12 protein-coding genes are annotated in these 18,263 nt (G+C 39.1%); 6 read left to right on the forward strand and 6 right to left on the reverse strand.

The window, feature by feature from the left end:
* The first annotated feature begins 6 nt into the window (after positions 1 to 6).
* The 4 genes from ACOB80_RS14665 (at position 7) to ACOB80_RS14680 (ending at position 6,934) form a co-directional block, all read left to right on the forward strand.
* Complete coding sequence (locus ACOB80_RS14665; protein ID WP_473166594.1) at positions 7 to 2,175, forward strand: right-handed parallel beta-helix repeat-containing protein; 2,169 nt, start codon at positions 7 to 9, stop codon at positions 2,173 to 2,175.
* 82 nt (positions 2,176 to 2,257) lie between these two features.
* Positions 2,258 to 3,130: a substrate-binding domain-containing protein gene (locus ACOB80_RS14670; RefSeq protein WP_473166595.1), complete on the forward strand. Its 873-nt coding sequence runs from the start codon at positions 2,258 to 2,260 to the stop codon at positions 3,128 to 3,130.
* Between the two features lie 24 nt (positions 3,131 to 3,154).
* Positions 3,155 to 3,697, forward strand: a complete 543-nt coding sequence (locus tag ACOB80_RS14675) for a GNAT family N-acetyltransferase (RefSeq protein WP_473166596.1) — start codon at positions 3,155 to 3,157, stop codon at positions 3,695 to 3,697.
* Positions 3,698 to 3,970: 273 nt separating this feature from the next.
* Positions 3,971 to 6,934 (forward strand): TonB-dependent receptor domain-containing protein, encoded by a 2,964-nt coding sequence (locus tag ACOB80_RS14680; protein WP_473166597.1) that lies wholly within the window; start codon positions 3,971 to 3,973, stop codon positions 6,932 to 6,934.
* A 112-nt stretch (positions 6,935 to 7,046) separates the two neighbouring features.
* Here the strand turns inward: ACOB80_RS14680 and ACOB80_RS14685 are convergent, their stop codons facing one another.
* Both ACOB80_RS14685 and rimO read right to left on the reverse strand, forming a co-directional pair.
* Positions 7,047 to 8,264, reverse strand: a complete 1,218-nt coding sequence (locus ACOB80_RS14685) for a hypothetical protein (RefSeq protein ID WP_473166598.1) — start codon at positions 8,262 to 8,264, stop codon at positions 7,047 to 7,049.
* Positions 8,265 to 8,487: 223 nt separating this feature from the next.
* Entirely contained in the window at positions 8,488 to 9,918 is a 1,431-nt protein-coding gene (gene rimO / locus ACOB80_RS14690) for a 30S ribosomal protein S12 methylthiotransferase RimO (RefSeq protein ID WP_473166599.1), read from the reverse strand.
* A gap of 331 nt (positions 9,919 to 10,249) precedes the next feature.
* Here rimO and ACOB80_RS14695 point away from each other — a divergent pair, with 331 nt between their 5' ends.
* Positions 10,250 to 10,843, forward strand: coding sequence for a PEP-CTERM sorting domain-containing protein (locus ACOB80_RS14695; protein ID WP_473166600.1), 594 nt, complete (start codon positions 10,250 to 10,252; stop codon positions 10,841 to 10,843).
* A gap of 534 nt (positions 10,844 to 11,377) precedes the next feature.
* Here the strand turns inward: ACOB80_RS14695 and ACOB80_RS14700 are convergent.
* A complete protein-coding gene (locus ACOB80_RS14700) occupies positions 11,378 to 12,295 on the reverse strand; it encodes a PEP-CTERM sorting domain-containing protein (RefSeq protein ID WP_473166601.1) in 918 nt (305 codons plus the stop codon).
* A gap of 659 nt (positions 12,296 to 12,954) precedes the next feature.
* On the opposite strand from ACOB80_RS14700, the gene ACOB80_RS14705 reads away from it, so the two are divergent.
* Positions 12,955 to 13,704, forward strand: coding sequence for a substrate-binding periplasmic protein (locus tag ACOB80_RS14705; protein ID WP_473166602.1), 750 nt, complete (start codon positions 12,955 to 12,957; stop codon positions 13,702 to 13,704).
* 17 nt (positions 13,705 to 13,721) lie between these two features.
* Here ACOB80_RS14705 and ACOB80_RS14710 read toward each other — a convergent pair whose 3' ends face one another.
* The 3 genes from ACOB80_RS14710 to ACOB80_RS14720 form a co-directional block, all read right to left on the reverse strand.
* On the reverse strand, positions 13,722 to 15,371 hold the full coding sequence (locus tag ACOB80_RS14710; protein WP_473166603.1) for a serine hydrolase domain-containing protein: 1,650 nt from the start codon (positions 15,369 to 15,371) through the stop codon (positions 13,722 to 13,724).
* 373 nt (positions 15,372 to 15,744) lie between these two features.
* A complete protein-coding gene (locus ACOB80_RS14715; RefSeq protein WP_473166604.1) occupies positions 15,745 to 17,433 on the reverse strand; it encodes a M1 family metallopeptidase in 1,689 nt (562 codons plus the stop codon).
* A 159-nt stretch (positions 17,434 to 17,592) separates the two neighbouring features.
* Positions 17,593 to 18,072: a LabA-like NYN domain-containing protein gene (locus tag ACOB80_RS14720; RefSeq protein ID WP_473166605.1), complete on the reverse strand. Its 480-nt coding sequence runs from the start codon at positions 18,070 to 18,072 to the stop codon at positions 17,593 to 17,595.
* Positions 18,073 to 18,263 lie beyond the last annotated feature (191 nt).

Raw genomic sequence — 18,263 nt, forward strand, 5'->3', positions numbered from 1 at the left:
TAATTAATGAAACTGTACTTAAAACAGCATTTAGTGTTAATTGCAGGCATATTTTCACTATCAGTATCTGCTTCAAATATAATGGAAAGTTCCATTAAAAAGGTTTTAACGGATCAAGTCGCAGAGCAATCAAATACCAATTTTTGGCAATACACTATTCCCTCTCAAGGAAACGCCCAATATTTATCACACAATGGCTGGCGTTACGCCTTTAGATCTGGCGGTACACCAACTTTTGCTATTAGTAATAATTCTTACTCCTCGAACAATACGGCCCTAGCAATAGAAGTTAACAATGCTATTGAAGGACTTCAACATTCTAGCTATTGGTATAAAGATTTCACCTTGACCGTCCCCCAAGGAGTAAATAGTTACCTTGTCAGAATGAAAATCAAGAACAAAAATGCTGGTACGGCAGGCTGGCATGCAAATTTTTTCATAAAGTACAGAGAAGTAGGCAGTAGTACCTGGTCTTCTTCTATATATTCCAACACGCCTCAAACAGACGATTGGCAAGATTCTACATTAACGTTTAACTTGCCAGAAACTACCGCAGACACTAGCTATCAAGTCCGAGTTTATCCAAGGCTTTTGGGTAAAGGAAATGGCTCAGTGTATTTTGACGACCTAGATTTTTACAAAGATTGTCAGTTGTCTAGTCAATGTTCAGAATTCGCAGAAATTTCACCTACCGATTTAGTTTGCACTTCTGGTGAATCTAGAACAGTAATTGAACTACCACCAGCTATTGGTACTGCTTCCGAACAGCGTTCAATTCTACAGCAAGCACTTAGTGAACCCACTAACTCGTGCGTGACATTTTTACTTAACGATAACTACTTTATTGACACTCTCGGTGAAGACCTTGCGGCTCTGTCTTTACCGCCAGTAAAAGATATTGTTTTAAAAGGTGGCGGCTCTATTACGCTAGCGCCAAAAAACGTTTCATCTAATACTATAGGTGATTATCGAACCATTTTAGCGATAACTGGCGATCCTGATAAAGTCAATATCTCAAACATCACAATAGATCATAATGCAAACAAACGTCCGCTTAATTTATATGACGTAAAACAAGGTGCTGATTTAAGAAGCTCTATATCTAGTTACGGCAGTTCTACTGGATTTGGAGATCTTCTATATAGCAATATAACCATTAAAAATGCGGATTCCGTGGTAAGCATTTATAACAATCGTCATTTTGATACCGCAAATTCAGAACTCGGGAGAGCCAACTCAATAATACTAGACAATATCACTTGGTTAGATTCAACCAATCACGGTGTGGATTATGATCAATCTTACCTAAATGCTGACACAGATTATGGGGAGATAAAAAATTCAACGATCAAAGGCTTAGATTGGCAAAATGCGCCTCGAACAGCTTTTGAACCACACTTTAGAGCTGGTCTAATCGAAAATAATACTATTGAGAACTTCCAAGTAGGTATTAATTTAGCTGGAATTAGTCGAGGTGGCGCTGCTCAAAATATATTTGTTAAAAATAACAATATGGCAGTGTCTAGAAATGGCATTCTAATTTGGAGTGAGCCTTTAGCACCTGCAAACGCTGAAGTAGGACTTATTGGCGCCAATATCGAAAATAATCTAATCGACCTATATCCCCAACATTTTCAATTTTATACCCCAGATGTACAACGTTATCGCGTTGGGACTGGAATTTATTTTTACGCAGGTAGAAATTTTAATGGTGCTCAAAATATCGATATTGTTAACAATATAATTAACTACCATCAAGTTAGCTTCTCTTACCTCAATCAAAATAATTCAAAGTATGCTGGAGCAATTGGCGGTTATAACTTTAACTATTCTCATAGCGTTGGGAATTTAAACCAGCAAGCAACAGTAAGTAACCTCAATATTAGTGGAAATGTAATTAACAATTGTGAGGCTGCAGGCGTTTATTTCTATTTAGGAAGAATAGAAAACCTATCAGTAACCAACAATACATTTAACAATTGTGGTAACTTCAATCAAGATGGTAGTCAAAACTGGTATGTTAAAAACTTTATCGTTTATATTCATAACCAACTTCTCGGAGCAACACAAATAAATGGAAATACCTATAACAATGCATTTGTTGGCTACCCAATGCATAACATTTTTGTTCGAGACAGGCTAAGTGGCCAGGTATTAATAAATCAAGCTAATTAGTGTTTAAAAATAAGATGGCAAGTTGCACAAATCAACTTGTCATCTATGCTTAATTACATAGTGCTGTAACTTAAGTTTCCTGATGAAAAAGATAGTATTAGCGTTATTGTTGATAAGCTTTATTAGCCCGCTTTCAAAAGCTCATTTTCAAGAATCAAAAACCCTGTTCGTCGTTGGCTCTACCTCTGTCGCCAACTTAATCGACGTTGTCTCTGAAGAGTTTTACCAACAAACCGGATTCCAAGTGCTGATGCGCAGCATTGGCTCAGACAAGGGTATTGTCTCTATCGCAGAGAAAGTTTCTGACATAGGTGTAATATCTAGATTCTTATCTATAGAAGAACAAAAGAAATACCCTCAACTTGAACACATTACCATAGCCCAAGATGCAATCGTTTTTATGGTAAATGAAAAAAATGAGCTTTCTTCTTTAACCCATGAAAACATTCTAGAGTTATATACCTCAAATAAACCGACTTGGCCTGATAACTCTCCCGCTTATGTCATGACTAAAAATAGAGGCCATGGTACACATGATTCTTTCCTAGAGTACTTTAAATTGTCGAGTGCGCGGGCTCAAAATGGTTTAGGCGTGGTGTTTAAGCAAAATGGTATTAGTCACCTTTTCAGTAAAAATGGCTTGGCGCCCTATTCTCGAGTCAATCAAGCAATCGCAAATGTATTTCGCAGAGAAGATGCCATTGCTTACGAATCATTAGGTGCATATAAAAACTTTATAAAATCTCAGGAATATATTCGTACTAAATTAGTTGCACTAGATAACAACCCCCCAATAGTTAATAACAAGGTTAACCCTGAATACCCTTTTAAACGTCCTCTGAATATTGTCGTCAATAAAGAGCCCAGTCCTATAGTTGAGGCCTTTATAGCCTTTGTTAATAGCGAGAAGGGTAAAAAACTGATTGAGCAAAACTATTTTATTACGGTGGAGTAGCTATTTAGAAATGAAAAGAATGATATGAATTACCTTAAGTACCAGCCAGAGCAAGTTGCAAAAATAGTCGAGCTATATACTCAAGTCTTTTCTGATAGCGAAGGAGAGCTTGAAGGTAAAAACATAGGCTGCTTGGTTAAAGAGATGTTCTCAGATAAAGGAGAGCATGCGTTAGAGTGTCTAGTCGCAACAGATGAAACCGATAACACGCTTTATGGGGCAATTGTACTAACAGAACTTAAACTTACCCCATACTTTAACGCTTTTATTTTATCCCCTGTAGCCGTAAAAACTTCTGCTCAAAGCAAGGGAGTAGGAACGGCCTTAATTAAAGCCGGCATTGAGTTATTAAAATCGAATGGCGTTGAACTGTTTATTACTTACGGCGATCCTAACTACTATACTCGATTAGGCTTTAACGTTATTTCCGAAGATGATATTAAAGCGCCGCACCCCTTATCATTTCCTCATGGCTGGTTATGCCAGTCTCTTCAGAATAAGCCTATACCCCAATCTGTTAAAATAACGTCTTGTATCTCACCGTTAAGTCAGCCTTCGTTTTGGTAGCAGCTATAACTTGAGTTTCAATTAAGTACCGATTTTTTTACACCCTCACCTGCTGCTCTAGCGAGGTAAAACAAGAGTTTTTAATCTAGCCCGTATCTTTTGGGGCTCAATAAGTGTTCAGAATTTGTTACAAAATATTACTAATTTAACAAATCAAATCAACTCCTCATCATGGTATCTGAGATACTTTCTGGTAATTTCAGATACACCTTTCTTAATTTACATAATTTTTACAACACATGAGAAAGGCAAACGTAATTAGGGGAAAGTAAGATGTTTACAAAGAGCAAAGTAGCGAAAACTATTAGTCAGAGTTTTATAGTAACAGCCTTATCTGCAGGTGCAGCAGTAGCTAATGAAACCGAGACAGAAGAAGCAGAACGTATTACCGTAACCGGCTCTCGCATTAAGCACAGCAGCGCGCAAATGACGACACCAACCACCATTATAGATTCAGCAACCATTGAACAATCTGGCGTTAAAAATATTGCCGACTTAATGAACAAAATGCCGGCATTAATAGGCGGTATCGGCGGCGGCTCTATCAATAACAACAACGGCGGAAATATCAACAATGCAGGACTTGAGCTTGCAAACCTTAGGGGGTTAGGCACCAATCGCACCTTGGTTTTAGTTGATGGCAGAAGACATGTTGCCGGCTCGGCAGGAACGGCTGCTGTCGACATGAGTGTGATACCTGCCTCTATGATAGAGCGTGTCGAGGTTATTACTGGAGGCGCTTCAGCAATATATGGTGCAGATGCTGTTACCGGTGTCGTTAACTTCATCATGAAAAAGAACTTTGAAGGCTTTGAATTTGACGCTTCTTATGGTGAAACCGCACAAAATGATGGTGAAACCAAAGACTTGTCACTGAGTTACGGCCTCAACTATGCTGATGGTAAAGGTAACCTAACCCTTCACGCTTCATATTCAGATGAAGGTGAAATTGCTATCAAATCTCGTGACTACGCCAATAAAAATCATACGTTTTCTCCCAACCCGCTCAATACTGGAAACAACGATGGTATTCACGATCTAAATTTTTATGAAGATCAACGATTTCAAGCCTTAAGTGCTGAAGGTTTAATTTATGTACCAAATAGCGCCTATTTATTCGGACAACTGCCTATTACTCAAGTTTCTACAGTGATTGGGCCTCCAGTATTTGCTGATGATCCATTTGGCCTAGGTTATGACACTTACACTATTGATAGAGAAGATGGCCATTTTAGAGACTTCCGAGCTGGTACTATGTGTCTAACCGTTCCATGTGAAGGTGGTGATGGTTTTAGAACTGAAGAAACGGGCACATTAAATACCCCAAGTGAAAGAACATTACTAAGTGCCGCCACACATTACGATATAAGCAATGATCATCGAATCTACGCTGAAGTAAAGTATGCCAAAAATGAATCAGCTGCATCAGATCAAGCCAGTGTTTTCCATGACGATAACTTTGGCCCGCTCGTTGTCCTTACTAATGAAAACCCATTTAGACCCGCAGAGCTTGTCGACATTATGGAAGAGCGACAGTTAGCTTCTGTTGGCCTAGCGGTAATTGGCTTAAACGCGAGAAGTAATACTAAGCGTGAAACAACACAATACACCTTTGGCGGTGAAGGTAGCTTAGGGGCATATGAATACACATACTATGCACAATACGGCAAAGTAAGCTCTGAAATTTTAAATGACGACGTTCTTAACGAAAATTATTATCGTGCATTAGATGCCGTTATCGGCTCAGACGGACAAGCGCAATGTCGCGCAGCAGCACAATATTCTGACTGTGTTGCTTATGACCCGATATTTTTCAGAGCTTCTCAAGCTGCGAAAGATTATGTAAGCACTCAGCTACTTACAGAAGAAGAAATCGAGCAAACGGTGCTAGCAGCTACGATTGGCGGAGAATGGTTTGAAACCAATTCAGGTACCGTAGATTTTGTTGTCGGCCTAGAGTATCGAGATGAGTCTTCAAAAAGTACACCCGACCCATTAACACAAGCCATTGGCGATGATGGCATAGGTTTAGGTCTTGTCGGTTCAATGACTGGCCCTTCTCCAGAACAAAACTTGTTCTTAAAACCAACGGTAGGAAGCTATGACGTGACAGAAGTGTTTGCTGAAGCACTAGTTCCTTTAGTAGATGGGTTGGATTTTGTAGATGCCTTAGATCTTGAGTTAGCTGGACGCTATGCTGACCATAGCGTTACTGGCGGTGACTTTACGTACAAAGCCGCTTTGAACTGGGGAATATTAGAAAACTTGAGAGCCCGCTATACCTTTTCTCATGCGGTACGAGCGCCTAACATTCAAGAGCTATTTGCTCCCGAACAAGCGCAAGCTTCGAATATGATTGACCCTTGTTCAGGTGATAAACAAGGTGCAGGCCCACAAGACGGTAATCGTGCGGCAAACTGTGCGAGCTTAGGCATTCCTGCGGATTTTGTTTCATCTGCAGATTTTGGTACGCGAAATGAACTTCGCGGTGGTAACACAGAACTATCGCCAGAAACTGCTGACACTTATACCGTTGGCCTTGTTTACACACCGAGTTCTGAACTTAGCTTTGCCATTGACTACTGGGATGTAGAAATTGAAGACGCCATTACCACCTATAATGCAACGTTCATATTGAATAACTGTGTTGATGGCCAATCGCTAAACTCGCAGTTTTGTGATCTGATCACCCGTAATGAACAAGGTCAGATATTGAACGTGCGCACGCAATCTATCAATGTTGCAGCGTTTATTGCATCAGGTGTTGACCTTGATTTGAATTACAATCTAGATCTCAACTCTGCAGGAAATCTAAACTTCCACCTAACAGCAACCTATTTAGATGAGCGTAAGTTTTTTAACAACCTCGAAGATCCAACAGATAAATCAAGCTTAGCAGGCCAAGTGGGCTCACCTCGCACTAGAGCGCTTCTAAACAGCGTTTATAAAAAAGATGCACTTACCTTGAGCTGGTCAATGAATTTTATTGGTCGTTCAACATTTAACAAAGAAGCCAGTGACGAAACCTATGAAGATTGGTTTAACAACCGTGTTGCCTCGTATACCTATCACAACTTAAATTTGAATTATGAAGTGATGGAAAATTTAAACATTTATCTAGGTGTTGATAATCTGGGCGACAAACGCCCGCCAGCTTTACCAAACCTAAATGCAGGCAGCCTGTTATACGATGGTGTCGGACGTAAATACTACGGAGGTGTGAAGTATAAATTTTAATGCTATTTCTCATTGCAACTCAGTGAGTACTCTCTGATTTTTAAGGCGCTCCGGCGCCTTCTTTTTTCTTAGGTAAAGAAAACTAAAATAGATACTGTCACTTGAAACGGTGCTAAGAGTGCTCGAAATAGACGCGATAAGTCGTTGACCAAATGGGGTAAGTTACCTCAAGCATGTAGCATGAATAGTCTTCTTGACTTAATCCCGCTAAATCAAAAACATAATTGGTCATATCGTTAATGGCAAACTCAGAATCCGATATTTGCTGAAGAGATTGTGGCTGAACAACTTTAAGCTCAGGAAATTCAGGAAGTCTCTCTGTCCACATATCGTCAGCCCTAAGCTTTCCTTCTTCTACCTTTTGGTTTCCCGAATAACAGCCAACATTGACCCTACTGCGCATATCTAAATGCTTCTCAATAAACACCAACATATTAAGCTTTTTCGTTGGGTTTTTAATTGAAATACTGGTTGAACTGCAGCGACTTTCAGCCCTCAATGGATTGAAAAGTTCATCAGGGTTATTAAACAAAAACGTCGCGTCAAATTCGGGTGTATCTGGGATCTCATTAAAGACGATACCCGAATTACTCGTAGAATAACTCGAGTAAGCCTCAAGCAAGCCAGTGGTAGTAAATTCTTGTACTAAACCCACCTGAAAAGATGACGAATCTAAGGTTGAGTGTGCGGTAATACTCTCAGGCTTAGTGAAGTTTTCCGGATGAGGGTGAGTATAAAACTGAATAAAAGGCTGAGCGGCAATAGAGCGCTTAATGCCTTTTTTAGCGATCATCGCTATTTCCTGCAGATAATCAGGACGCTGCTGATTTTCTCTTAAGACGTAACAACAAAATATTTCGTTAATAGAAAACCCTAGTAGCTGTTTGGAAACAAGATAATGTTGTTCTCTTTTTTCTTGCGCAGTCAGTTCACCATTGGCGTGATCACTGGAAATTACCGTTGCGCCTAATAAACGTTTAAGTTGAGCTTGGCTTCTCGCGTATTTTTTTAACACCAGTTCAAAAGCATCCACCGCTTTTGCAGCTTCAAGTACTAGCTGCTTTTCAATATCTAAAGCGTCAACTTTAATAAGAAAGTCCCTTAAACCAGCGACACCAGGCAGTAAACAAAGCACCTGTTTCCCGTCTTTACTTTTATTAAGGCCGTCTAAAATACGCTGGCAATTGGAACGGTTATAATTAAGGTGTTTAGACATACCATTAATAGACTGCCCAGAATGAGGAAACTCGTTGACGATATGACGTAACACACTTTTTAGATTTTCCCCTGTTCTATTGATAAGAACTAAATCTTCTTTTTCTAACTTCATACGCATCATTTGTTATTACCGACACGTTACTTTATCACGAGTTGATAAAAGCTCTAGTACTATTGCAACTTTTTAGCTCGCGAAGGATATTGCAACTACTTGGTCAATCTAATAAAAGTCGAATTCCCCTTTCCTTTTTATATGCGTCAGCCACAAAAAAGCCTCACTTTTCAGCGAGGCTCAATTCGTAATAAATACGTTTTATCGTAAAACGAGTACTTGATTACTCTTCGTCTTCGACTTTAACGCCCCAAACATCATGTTCATCGGCATGGATTATTTGTACCCACACTTGGTCGCCTGGTTTTACATCAAATTCATCAGTTAGATAAACTTTACCATCTACTTCAGGTGCGTCCATATACGAGCGACCTACAGCGCCTTCACCATTAACTTCATCGATAATAACGAGATATTCTTGACCGATTCGCGCTTGTAATTTAGCTGCACTAATTTCAGCTTGTACTGCCATGAAGCGCTGAAGCCTGTCTTCCATCACATCTTCTGCAACATGATCAGGTAAATCGTTAGCGGTTGCACCTTCAACTGGAGAATATTTAAAACAACCAACGCGGTCTAACTGAGCTTCGCGTAAAAAGTCTAATAACTCTTCAAACTCTTCTTCTGTTTCTCCCGGAAAACCAACAATAAAAGTTGAACGAATGACTAATTCTGGACAAATTTCTCGCCACTTCTTGATACGCTCTAAAACACGATCAGAGCTGCCAGGACGCTTCATCAACTTAAGAATACGCTTACTAGCATGTTGGAACGGAATGTCTAGATACGGCAGTATTTTTCCTTCCGCCATTAACGGAATAATGTCGTCTACATGCGGATATGGGTAAACATAATGTAAGCGAACCCAAACACCTAATTTTGCCAACTCCTGACAAAGTGCTTTCATATGGGTTTTAACTGGCATGCCTTCAGCAAAATCCATCTTATGTTTTACATCAACTCCATATGCAGACGTATCTTGAGAGATTACGAGCAACTCTTTTACGCCAGCATTCGCTAAACGCTTCGCTTCACCGATAACTTCGCCAACCGGGCGAGAATCTAAATCGCCACGCATCGATGGAATAATGCAGAAAGTACAACGATGGTTACAACCTTCAGATATTTTTAAGTAAGCAAAATGCTTAGGCGTTAGCTTTACTCCGTGATCAGGGATCAAATCCACAAAAGGATTGTGTTTCGGCTTTTCTAAGTGCTCATGAACTTGGCTCAATACCTCTTCATAAGCGTGTGGGCCAGTAACACCAAGAACATTAGGGTGAATTTCCGTAATCTCGTCTTCTTTCGCCCCTAAACACCCCGTCACTAAAACTTTGCCGTTTTCTGCTAGCGCTTCACCGATCGTATCTAATGATTCCTGCACCGCTGAGTCAATAAAGCCACAGGTGTTTACAATCACCATATCTGCATCGTCATAGCTAGGCACAACATCGTAACCTTCAGTGCGAAGCTGAGTAAGAATGCGCTCTGAATCCACAAGGTTCTTAGGACAGCCCAGTGAAACGAAACCAATACGCGAGCCATTGGTTTGACTATGGTCGACTTTCGCCGCTTGCTCTTCAATCACCTTGTTAGGTGTTTCTAGCGTTGTCGTTTGCTTAGCTTGAGAAGGATCGAATTGTTCAACAGTCATAGTGCGCTCATTGATGGTTGAGATGATTTTTAGTGGGCGGATTATACAGGATAAGTACCCTGTTAGTGAATCAAAGTCTTTTTTAATATCTAAGTTAAATTGAACGGTTTCACCCCCTTAATACGCAACTTTAACGCACTGCGCTGCATAACTCGTAAGTGTCTGTAAATTTTACACTTTTTAGTTAACTATGCTTAACCCACTATACAAAAAAACCTAACATACTGAAAAGTAAAACTTTTTAAAATTTGGCACGATAAGCGCTTGCAGGTAATTTTATTAACAAAATGATATCCATCCTCCTAAGGGAATGTTTTACAAAGGAAATAAAATGAATGTAAAAATGTTAAAAGCGGCTGTAGCTGGTGTAGTTTTATCTTTGAGTGGAATTGCCAATGCTGGGTTAATTATTGATATTAAAGATAATGGTGGCTTCGCTGAATTCAACCTTAGTGGCTCAGATGTATTAACATCCTCGGGCCATATGTATAACGGCATTTGGCTAAATGCTAGTGCTATTTCAAATTTATGGGCTTCAGAAAACCGTACTGCATTTAGTATTACTGCTGGTTCAGGAAGCTTTACTTTTGGCGATCAAAGCTTTGCATTTAGTGATTTCTATCGAGGATACAACACAGGGAGTAGCTATGCTCTAGGTTTACGTGGTGGAAGTCCAGGAAGCCAAACTTCTGGAACAACTGTTTCTATTACAGGTACATTGTTATCAAGTATGGCATTCTCAGCCTTCAATGAAGGTACTTACAATACGTCGTTCATTGGTCCATACACTGGTAATTATGCAAGTTTAAGGGATGGTATAACGGTAAACATAGGTGATTCAACAAAGGTTCCTGAACCTTCTACCCTCGCGGTCTTCGCATTAGGTATTATCGGTTTAGCGTCTCGAAAACTGAAAAAGCAATAATACAAGCTTTATTGCCAAGTAAAAGCACCATTCGTTGGTGCTTTTTTGTTGGCTTATATTATCTATAACTATTGTAAAGAATCTAAAAAGTGAGAGAGAAGAACTTAACGCTGTAAAATTACTCTCAAGTTAACTCAAGAAACTAAGCATAACAAATCCGATTCAATCACTACAGATTTGACTATTATCGAAAGTCACGGGCAATGCTGGTGAAGGATCGAATGGTTCAGCAGTATAGTGCTACCATTAATTGTTTACTAACAGACCACAACCCCCCCTTTTTTTAACAACTAAGCAATCAAAATCTCTGAGTAGGGTAAGTGACGTTTTACTAGTCTATAACAAAGTGTCTGCAGTTAATGAGAAAGGTCGTTACATTAAAGAAGGTATCGTTATCCTAGATAAAAGCGGTTATATCAATCAGCTGGTTTCAACAGAATAACAATTAAAAAAACACACATGCTTTAGCTATGCATGGTCTTATGGAAGTGACCACTGTAATGTGGTCACAACTTACTTTGCAGCTCGCGGCGTTTATTTACTTTTACGACGGCGAGTACACGCTAGGCCAAACAATCCAAAACCCATTAACGCAAATGCTGCAGGTTCAGGAATTGGGTTTATTGCCGTGAAGGCACTGCCGCCAACTACCGAGGTAGCGTGATAGCCAGATGGATTTTCTGAAGCATAATTAGTCACTGTATTATCAGCACTAACTCTAAACGTATTAACACCGCTAGAGCTTCCAATAGAAGAGTAGTATCTATCTCCGTTAGAAATGTCTACTGCAGATGTTCCGTACCATTGTGTGCTTGATTGCACAGAAGCTGTATCTGAGTTGATATTTACCGTTGATAAACTTCTATTAAATAAATAAGTATATTCACCGTTATAGAATGCAGCGTCACGCTTCCTCTCGCCCGTAGATTGTTCCGTTCCAAGCGATTCTATTAAATTCATATCATCATCAAAGAAAAACGTTTTATCAACACTCACCTGAGTGATACCTATAATCCCGGTCACAAAGTCATATGCCGCTACTTGACTAGAATTGAAACCAAGATTTCCTGTACTCCAGTTACTACCATCGTATAAATGATAGGTACTTGAACTATACTCAGTAACAAGGTATCGATTCGCACCGATTACTTCGAGATTGTACAAGGAAGCCCCAAAGCTATTACCCGTTAAAATCGAAATCCAAGAGTCATTAGCAGCGTCATATCTTTTGATATTATTTGAGGTATCAAGCGCATAAACATTGCCGTTGGCATCAGTTGCTAATGTTGAACGACTATCAATAGATGCTTTCGCAGAATAAACGCCACTTACAGTGTCCATAGCATAAAAATTAGAACTTGAATCTGTACTCGTACTATAAATAATTCCTGCTAACGAGTAGTTCGAAAATGCTAGTAAGCCTGCCCCCAATAAACAATGAAGATTTTTCATATTTAACGTTCCCTTATATTGTCTTCAAAAGTGCAAGTCTATGAAATTCTCATACCAGATTTTTAAGCTAATGATTTTTATAATAAAAATCACATACCCCATAAAAGAAGTAACAAAAGTGTAAAAAAACTGGACGATAAGTAAGTGGGTATTATTAGTTACAATTTTCCGTTTTAGATTAAATTTTCACTCTTGAGATAAGAGTCGCTGAATTTAATTTGTGTATCGAGCCGCATCTCAAGCTCAAATAACCAACCATCTATAATAAATGCTGAGCAAAACAAAAATGGCATTTCGCGATGGCATATTGATAACATTGAGTAATTTATCTAGCTAAATTCTCGCAGTTTCTAATTGACCTTTTCTGAACAGAGTTACCGACAGTTTTAATACCTGAAAATATGTAGGTAGATTTAAACGCGATAATACGCTGTTAACAGTGCACTTTTCATTCAACCATTAATTCTTACACATATTGAATAAAAAACGATTAGTCGAATAACAATTAGTTCGTTCGGACAACGATAGCAGTCGATTCAGCCAATATAGGTAAAATTCACCTGTATACTTATTCAACTAAACAATAGGTTTATTTATTTAAAATGTTGCATTATGATGACAACATAAAAATAAGAAAAATAAGTAGTAGGTTGTTGTCTGTGTGTCAATTAAGTTTTCTTTGGCTTGTAAGCATATTGGTTTATTCGCCCAACGTTTTAAGCAATTCAAACTTAACGGTTGTCACTGAGTGTAACCAGCCCTGTAAAACGCGTAAGTCAGATACTTTACCTGACAGCCTGCCAACCCAAATAGCCCTTAGCCTTTTGGAGATAACAAAAGATAACCCCGAAATAAAAGTATTACCTTGGGCAAGAGCCTATAATATAGCCCTTACCAAGAAGAACACCTTGCTCTATTCCATTTCAAGAACACCTACAAGAGAGCCACTGTTTCACTGGATCGGAGACTTTGAAGATGAGAAGTACTTTGTTTGGGGCTTAAAGAAAAATAACAACGACAAAAAAGAGCCACAAAATATTAGCAAAGGGTCATATTCTACCTACCGTGGCTCTAACGAATTTGACTACTTAAATAAGTTAACTGACATTACATTACAAACGGTAGTTTACCCAAGTCAACGACTACATATGGTAATCGCAGAGCGTGTTGATTACTTTGTTGAAAGTGAACCAACACTTGACGAGTCATGTACAAATTTAAATATCGACTGTGACCAATTTATAAAAATAAAAGAAGTACGACAGCTCAATACCCCCCTCAGTTTCGCCATGAGCAAAAACAGCGACCCTGATTTAGTTAAAAAGTATCAAGATGCATTTAGCTATTTAATTAACAGCGGCAAACTAGCTCAGGTAATATCTAACTGGCAGAGTCAGAAAGGCATTTAAATTTAAAAAGTCGAAATCTAAACTAAATTTGCCGACTTCATCTTGCGTTTTTTCAAGACCCAAAAGACTATCAACAATACTATTACTCCAAGAGCAAAGGATGTGGGTAACAACCACTTTTTAATCATTACAGTTTGCTGTAACCCATTTGCCTGTTTGTTATTAGGATCATGCCGTAACGCCTCACTTAGCATTTTTTGTGCACTACTTATATCATCTTTGGCAATATAAATTTTCGCCATGTTGGTATAGGCGATGGAAGATTCAGGCAACATAGAAATGACTTGTTTTACCCAAAATAGAGCTGTGTCTAAATCGCCTTGCTGAGCAACATGTGCAGCCTGAAGATAAAACAGTCGAGGCGTTCTGATATCGGTTATTTCCCCTTCTGAATTCAAGCTGATTTCCAGAGGCTCCTGACGATCGATAATGTTGAATTGGTTATCTTTTACATAAACTAATTCGAGTTCGCCAGTATCTAATTTGACAAAAATATTTTTTTCGTCAGAACGTAACGTCACGTTTTGTCCGTTGGCTAAATCGATTTTCGACAATTTATTTTGGTAACGAGCTGGCAAGATTTGAGGAAAATCTTGTTTTTCTTGCCCAACTCTAATACTGGGGGACGTCGATAGCTGCCCCTCAGAAGCAGACTTAATACCTTCAAGTATTTTTTTAATCGCTCTAGCAGATACTGAATGCTCTAAATATGTATTGGTACGTAATACCGCAATCATGTCAAGATCAGGGTAGACTGCTAGAACATGCCCACCAACACCTCTCGCACTATAACTTCCATCACTTTCTACCCACCACATGTAACCATAATGGGGCGGATATTTGTCGCCCATATTAGTTTGACTGACAGCTTGCGTGCTTGCTTCTACCCATTGTTGTGGGATGATTTGTTTTCCGCGCCAACTGCCATTTCTCGCATATAACAATCCCAATCGAGCTAGATCTCGAGAAGACATTCGAAATTGAACTGCTTGGTGCTCTGACTCAGCTCTCACGTAATAGCTGTCAAGCTCGCGAAAATCTTGCATTTGCAGCGGAGTTGCAATATGGCGCATGAACGCCTTCGGAATGCTTTCACCTGTTAATTGGGTATAAATACTTCCCGCGACATTAAAGTCCCAATTGTTGTAAAACCAATGACTTCCGGGAGGGGAACTATGTCTGTCTGGCTTGCTACTCACCATTTCCCCCCCTTCAGCTGCTGCTGGTAAATAAACACCTGAGCGAGAAGAAAGTATGTCAAGCAGAGTAGCTGAACGTTCCTGTTCAGATAAAGCACCTTTATCGTCGACACCTAGCTCCTTTAAATTAGCTTGGAGATCAATGTCAGCTGAATGAACCCCATAAAGCGCGCTAAGCATACTTTTTCGAATAGAGTGCACAAGAAACCTTCGATCGTTTTCACCCCAATCTACTGCTATTACTCCATTTTTCACTATCAGAAGGCCAGCAAAAGCCCTCTTATGATAAAACTTCTCCACTTTTTCCAAACGATTCGGTAGGAAACCCGCTTGTTCTACAGATTCATAATACGACCAGTTTTTATGCGGAAAAGTCTCTAATGAGCGCTCGTTTGCAAATGGTTGATTAGGTATTATTCCCAATATAATGGTTACTAGACAACACTTGTATAGCGCGGCTTTTAACATAAACGTTTTTTTTCCTTTCTTTTGGCATAGCTAGTCTTACAAACATCCATGATTAATGCAGCCATTCAAATGTAAATATTTATAAAAATTTGAGCGATTTTTTCCAATGTTTAACTGACTTTACGTGCTTGATATGAATTCGACAGTAAGAGCTTAACGGTGAGTAATTAAACCTTTATTAAATCAACACTCGCTTTGTCATTTACCAACTAGAGTCAAAGCTTGCTGATTGTTCATAACTGCTAATCGAAGTCTAAGCTAATTTACCAAACCTATATATTCACATATAAGCAACTACATTTACATGTCATTTGTTGAAACCTATAGACAGAAATATAGGCTCCAACAATTGTTAGCTTTTTCCAAAATTAACTTACTTCGCTTTGTTCATCATGAAGGTTTGATATTCTTCAACATGTGGCATATCGATTAATATTTTGCTGTGAGGGTCTATTGTTATTAAATCTGTCGGGGAAACCTCAATAGTTTTTGGCGTACTCAAATCTAATGTCATGATCTCACCGTTCACCGACACTTCTAATGCCATAGGAAATGGTAAGTTGTTAGGTACCTGCCAGCTAAGAGTTAAACGATTTCCTGATCTTTTTTGGACTACTTTTGGTAGCTCCGCTTGATAAAAATATACGTCAAAAAACCAGCCCAAATCTTGCTGACTTAATCGATTAACGATACGTAGAAAGTCTTTTGTATCAGCCAAAACAGGTTTGAAATGACCCGGTTTAGGATCAGCTGTCCCATAAACAAGCTCAGTAGTCGCTTTAAAGAAAATGTCATCGCCGACAATATGTCTTAATGTGTGCAATACCCAAGGCGCTTTTGCATAAATATCTGGGCCTGGGCCGCCCCGCTCTTCTTGATACACGCCTTCTACCGTTAATAGCTCTTTGCTAACAATAGGTGCCTTGTTGCGAATTTTAAGGCGCATATCATACATGTGTGCCATATAAGCCGACTGACCATGCAAATAATCTTCATAAAGCGGATGCACATACGCGCCAAAGCCCTCATGCAGCCACATGCCATTAGCATTTTGATTGGTTAATTGGTTAGCAAACCACTCGTGAGCAAACTCATGAAATAGCAACCAATCAAAGCCATATTTATCGGCTTTAAACTGATTACCGTATGCGTTTATCGTTTGATGCTCCATACCTAAATGAGGCGTTTCGGCTATGCCTATTTTGTCCTGAGCGAACGGGTAAGGGCCAACAACGCGTTCAAAGAACTTAGTCATTGCGATTAATTGTGCTACGAGCTTTTCTGCATTCTCTTTACTTTCAGGTAAGTGATAAAACTCTACGGGAATACTGTTACCAAATTGGCTATTAAAAGTGGTTTTAATCACTTGATAAGGTGCAACATTAATAGCCACACCATAGGTATTTAACTGTGACTTAGCTTGCCAATGATAGGTCTTTGTCTTTGCTTCTTCTGTTACCGACACTAATCTGCCGTTTGCAGCAGCAACAAGGTCTTTAGGCACAGTAATATGCATGCTAGTAGTTTTTGGCTCTCCCACAGGGTTATCAATACATGGCCAAAACAAATCACAACCTTCACCTTGAACAGCTGTGGCAATCCAATCTTTACCTTGTTTTGTTTTCGACCAAACAAAGCCTCCATCCCATGGTGCTCTAACCGCTTCTCTGGGTTGCCCTGAATAACGAATTTCTACCGAAAACTTCCCTGCTAAGCTGTCCTTTAGTTTCAATAAGAGCAAGCCTTCATCGTTTGAATATCGGGATGGTTCAAGTATCTCGTCATTGACCAGCACTCGCTCAATACTAAAAAAATTATCTAAATTAATACCAATTTCGGTGCGAGGCTGCTCACTGATTAAGGTAAGAATACCGCGGCCTGAAATAGACTTAGTTTCTGGGAATAATTGAAAATGTAAATCAGCATGATCTAATACCAGACCTTTTTGCGACTCAGGCAAGGGGCCATCGCTATTCATGGTGTATTGAGTGCGTTCAGAGGCAACACTTGTGCTTCCCCAAAGGCTCATCAATATAAATAATAAAGTTATTACGCGCAGCATTGTTCAACCTTAATTGACGTATGAATAATTAATAATCAATTTATTCTGTCGGGCTGCTGGGATAAAGCGAATTGCGATTAACGTCATTGAGAATACTATTAATGGCAATAATAACATGTTGATAACGTTTACATATGTGATGATAAGTTCAGGTTTACTTTACATGAGTAAGTTATTATCTATTCGCGTAAATTGATCCGCGGCATTAATTAAAGAAGCAGCTGTCAACTGAGCCACTGAATAGACGTGTGTTTGGCACGGATAATCTTTAACGACTTTCTTTAGCAAAATATCAAAATCACCATCGCCTGAAAGCAGAATAATCTTATCTACTTTAGATGCAGCCTCGAGCACATCAATGGTAATACCCACATCCCAGTCACCTTTTGCCGAGCCATCAGCTCGCTGAATAAATGGCTTGGTTTTAACATCAAACCCTATATGTTTTAGCGCCGTTTGGAATTTATGTTGTTGATCGTCCTGGTGAGCAATAGCATATGCATTCGCAATAGAGATATCGCCTTGTTCAGATACCAATTGCCAGAATTTTCTATAATTGAACGAGCGGTTAAACGTGTGCTTAGTGGTGTAATAGATATTTTGTACGTCAACAAAAATCGCTATGTTTTGTTCATTCATAAAGACTCAAATCACAATAAGTGGGGATTATGGCTCAGCAATAGCATTTCGCCTTAAATCGAGATTGTACACTTGTTTTACTAGTCGCAATACTATTAGCACAGCATCTTTGGTTACCGTACTAATAAAAATTAACGTTTAAATTGCTCTCACCATAATAATCGCACAAAATAGTAACATGCTAATAATAG

The organism is Thalassotalea coralli, from assembly GCF_055786205.1.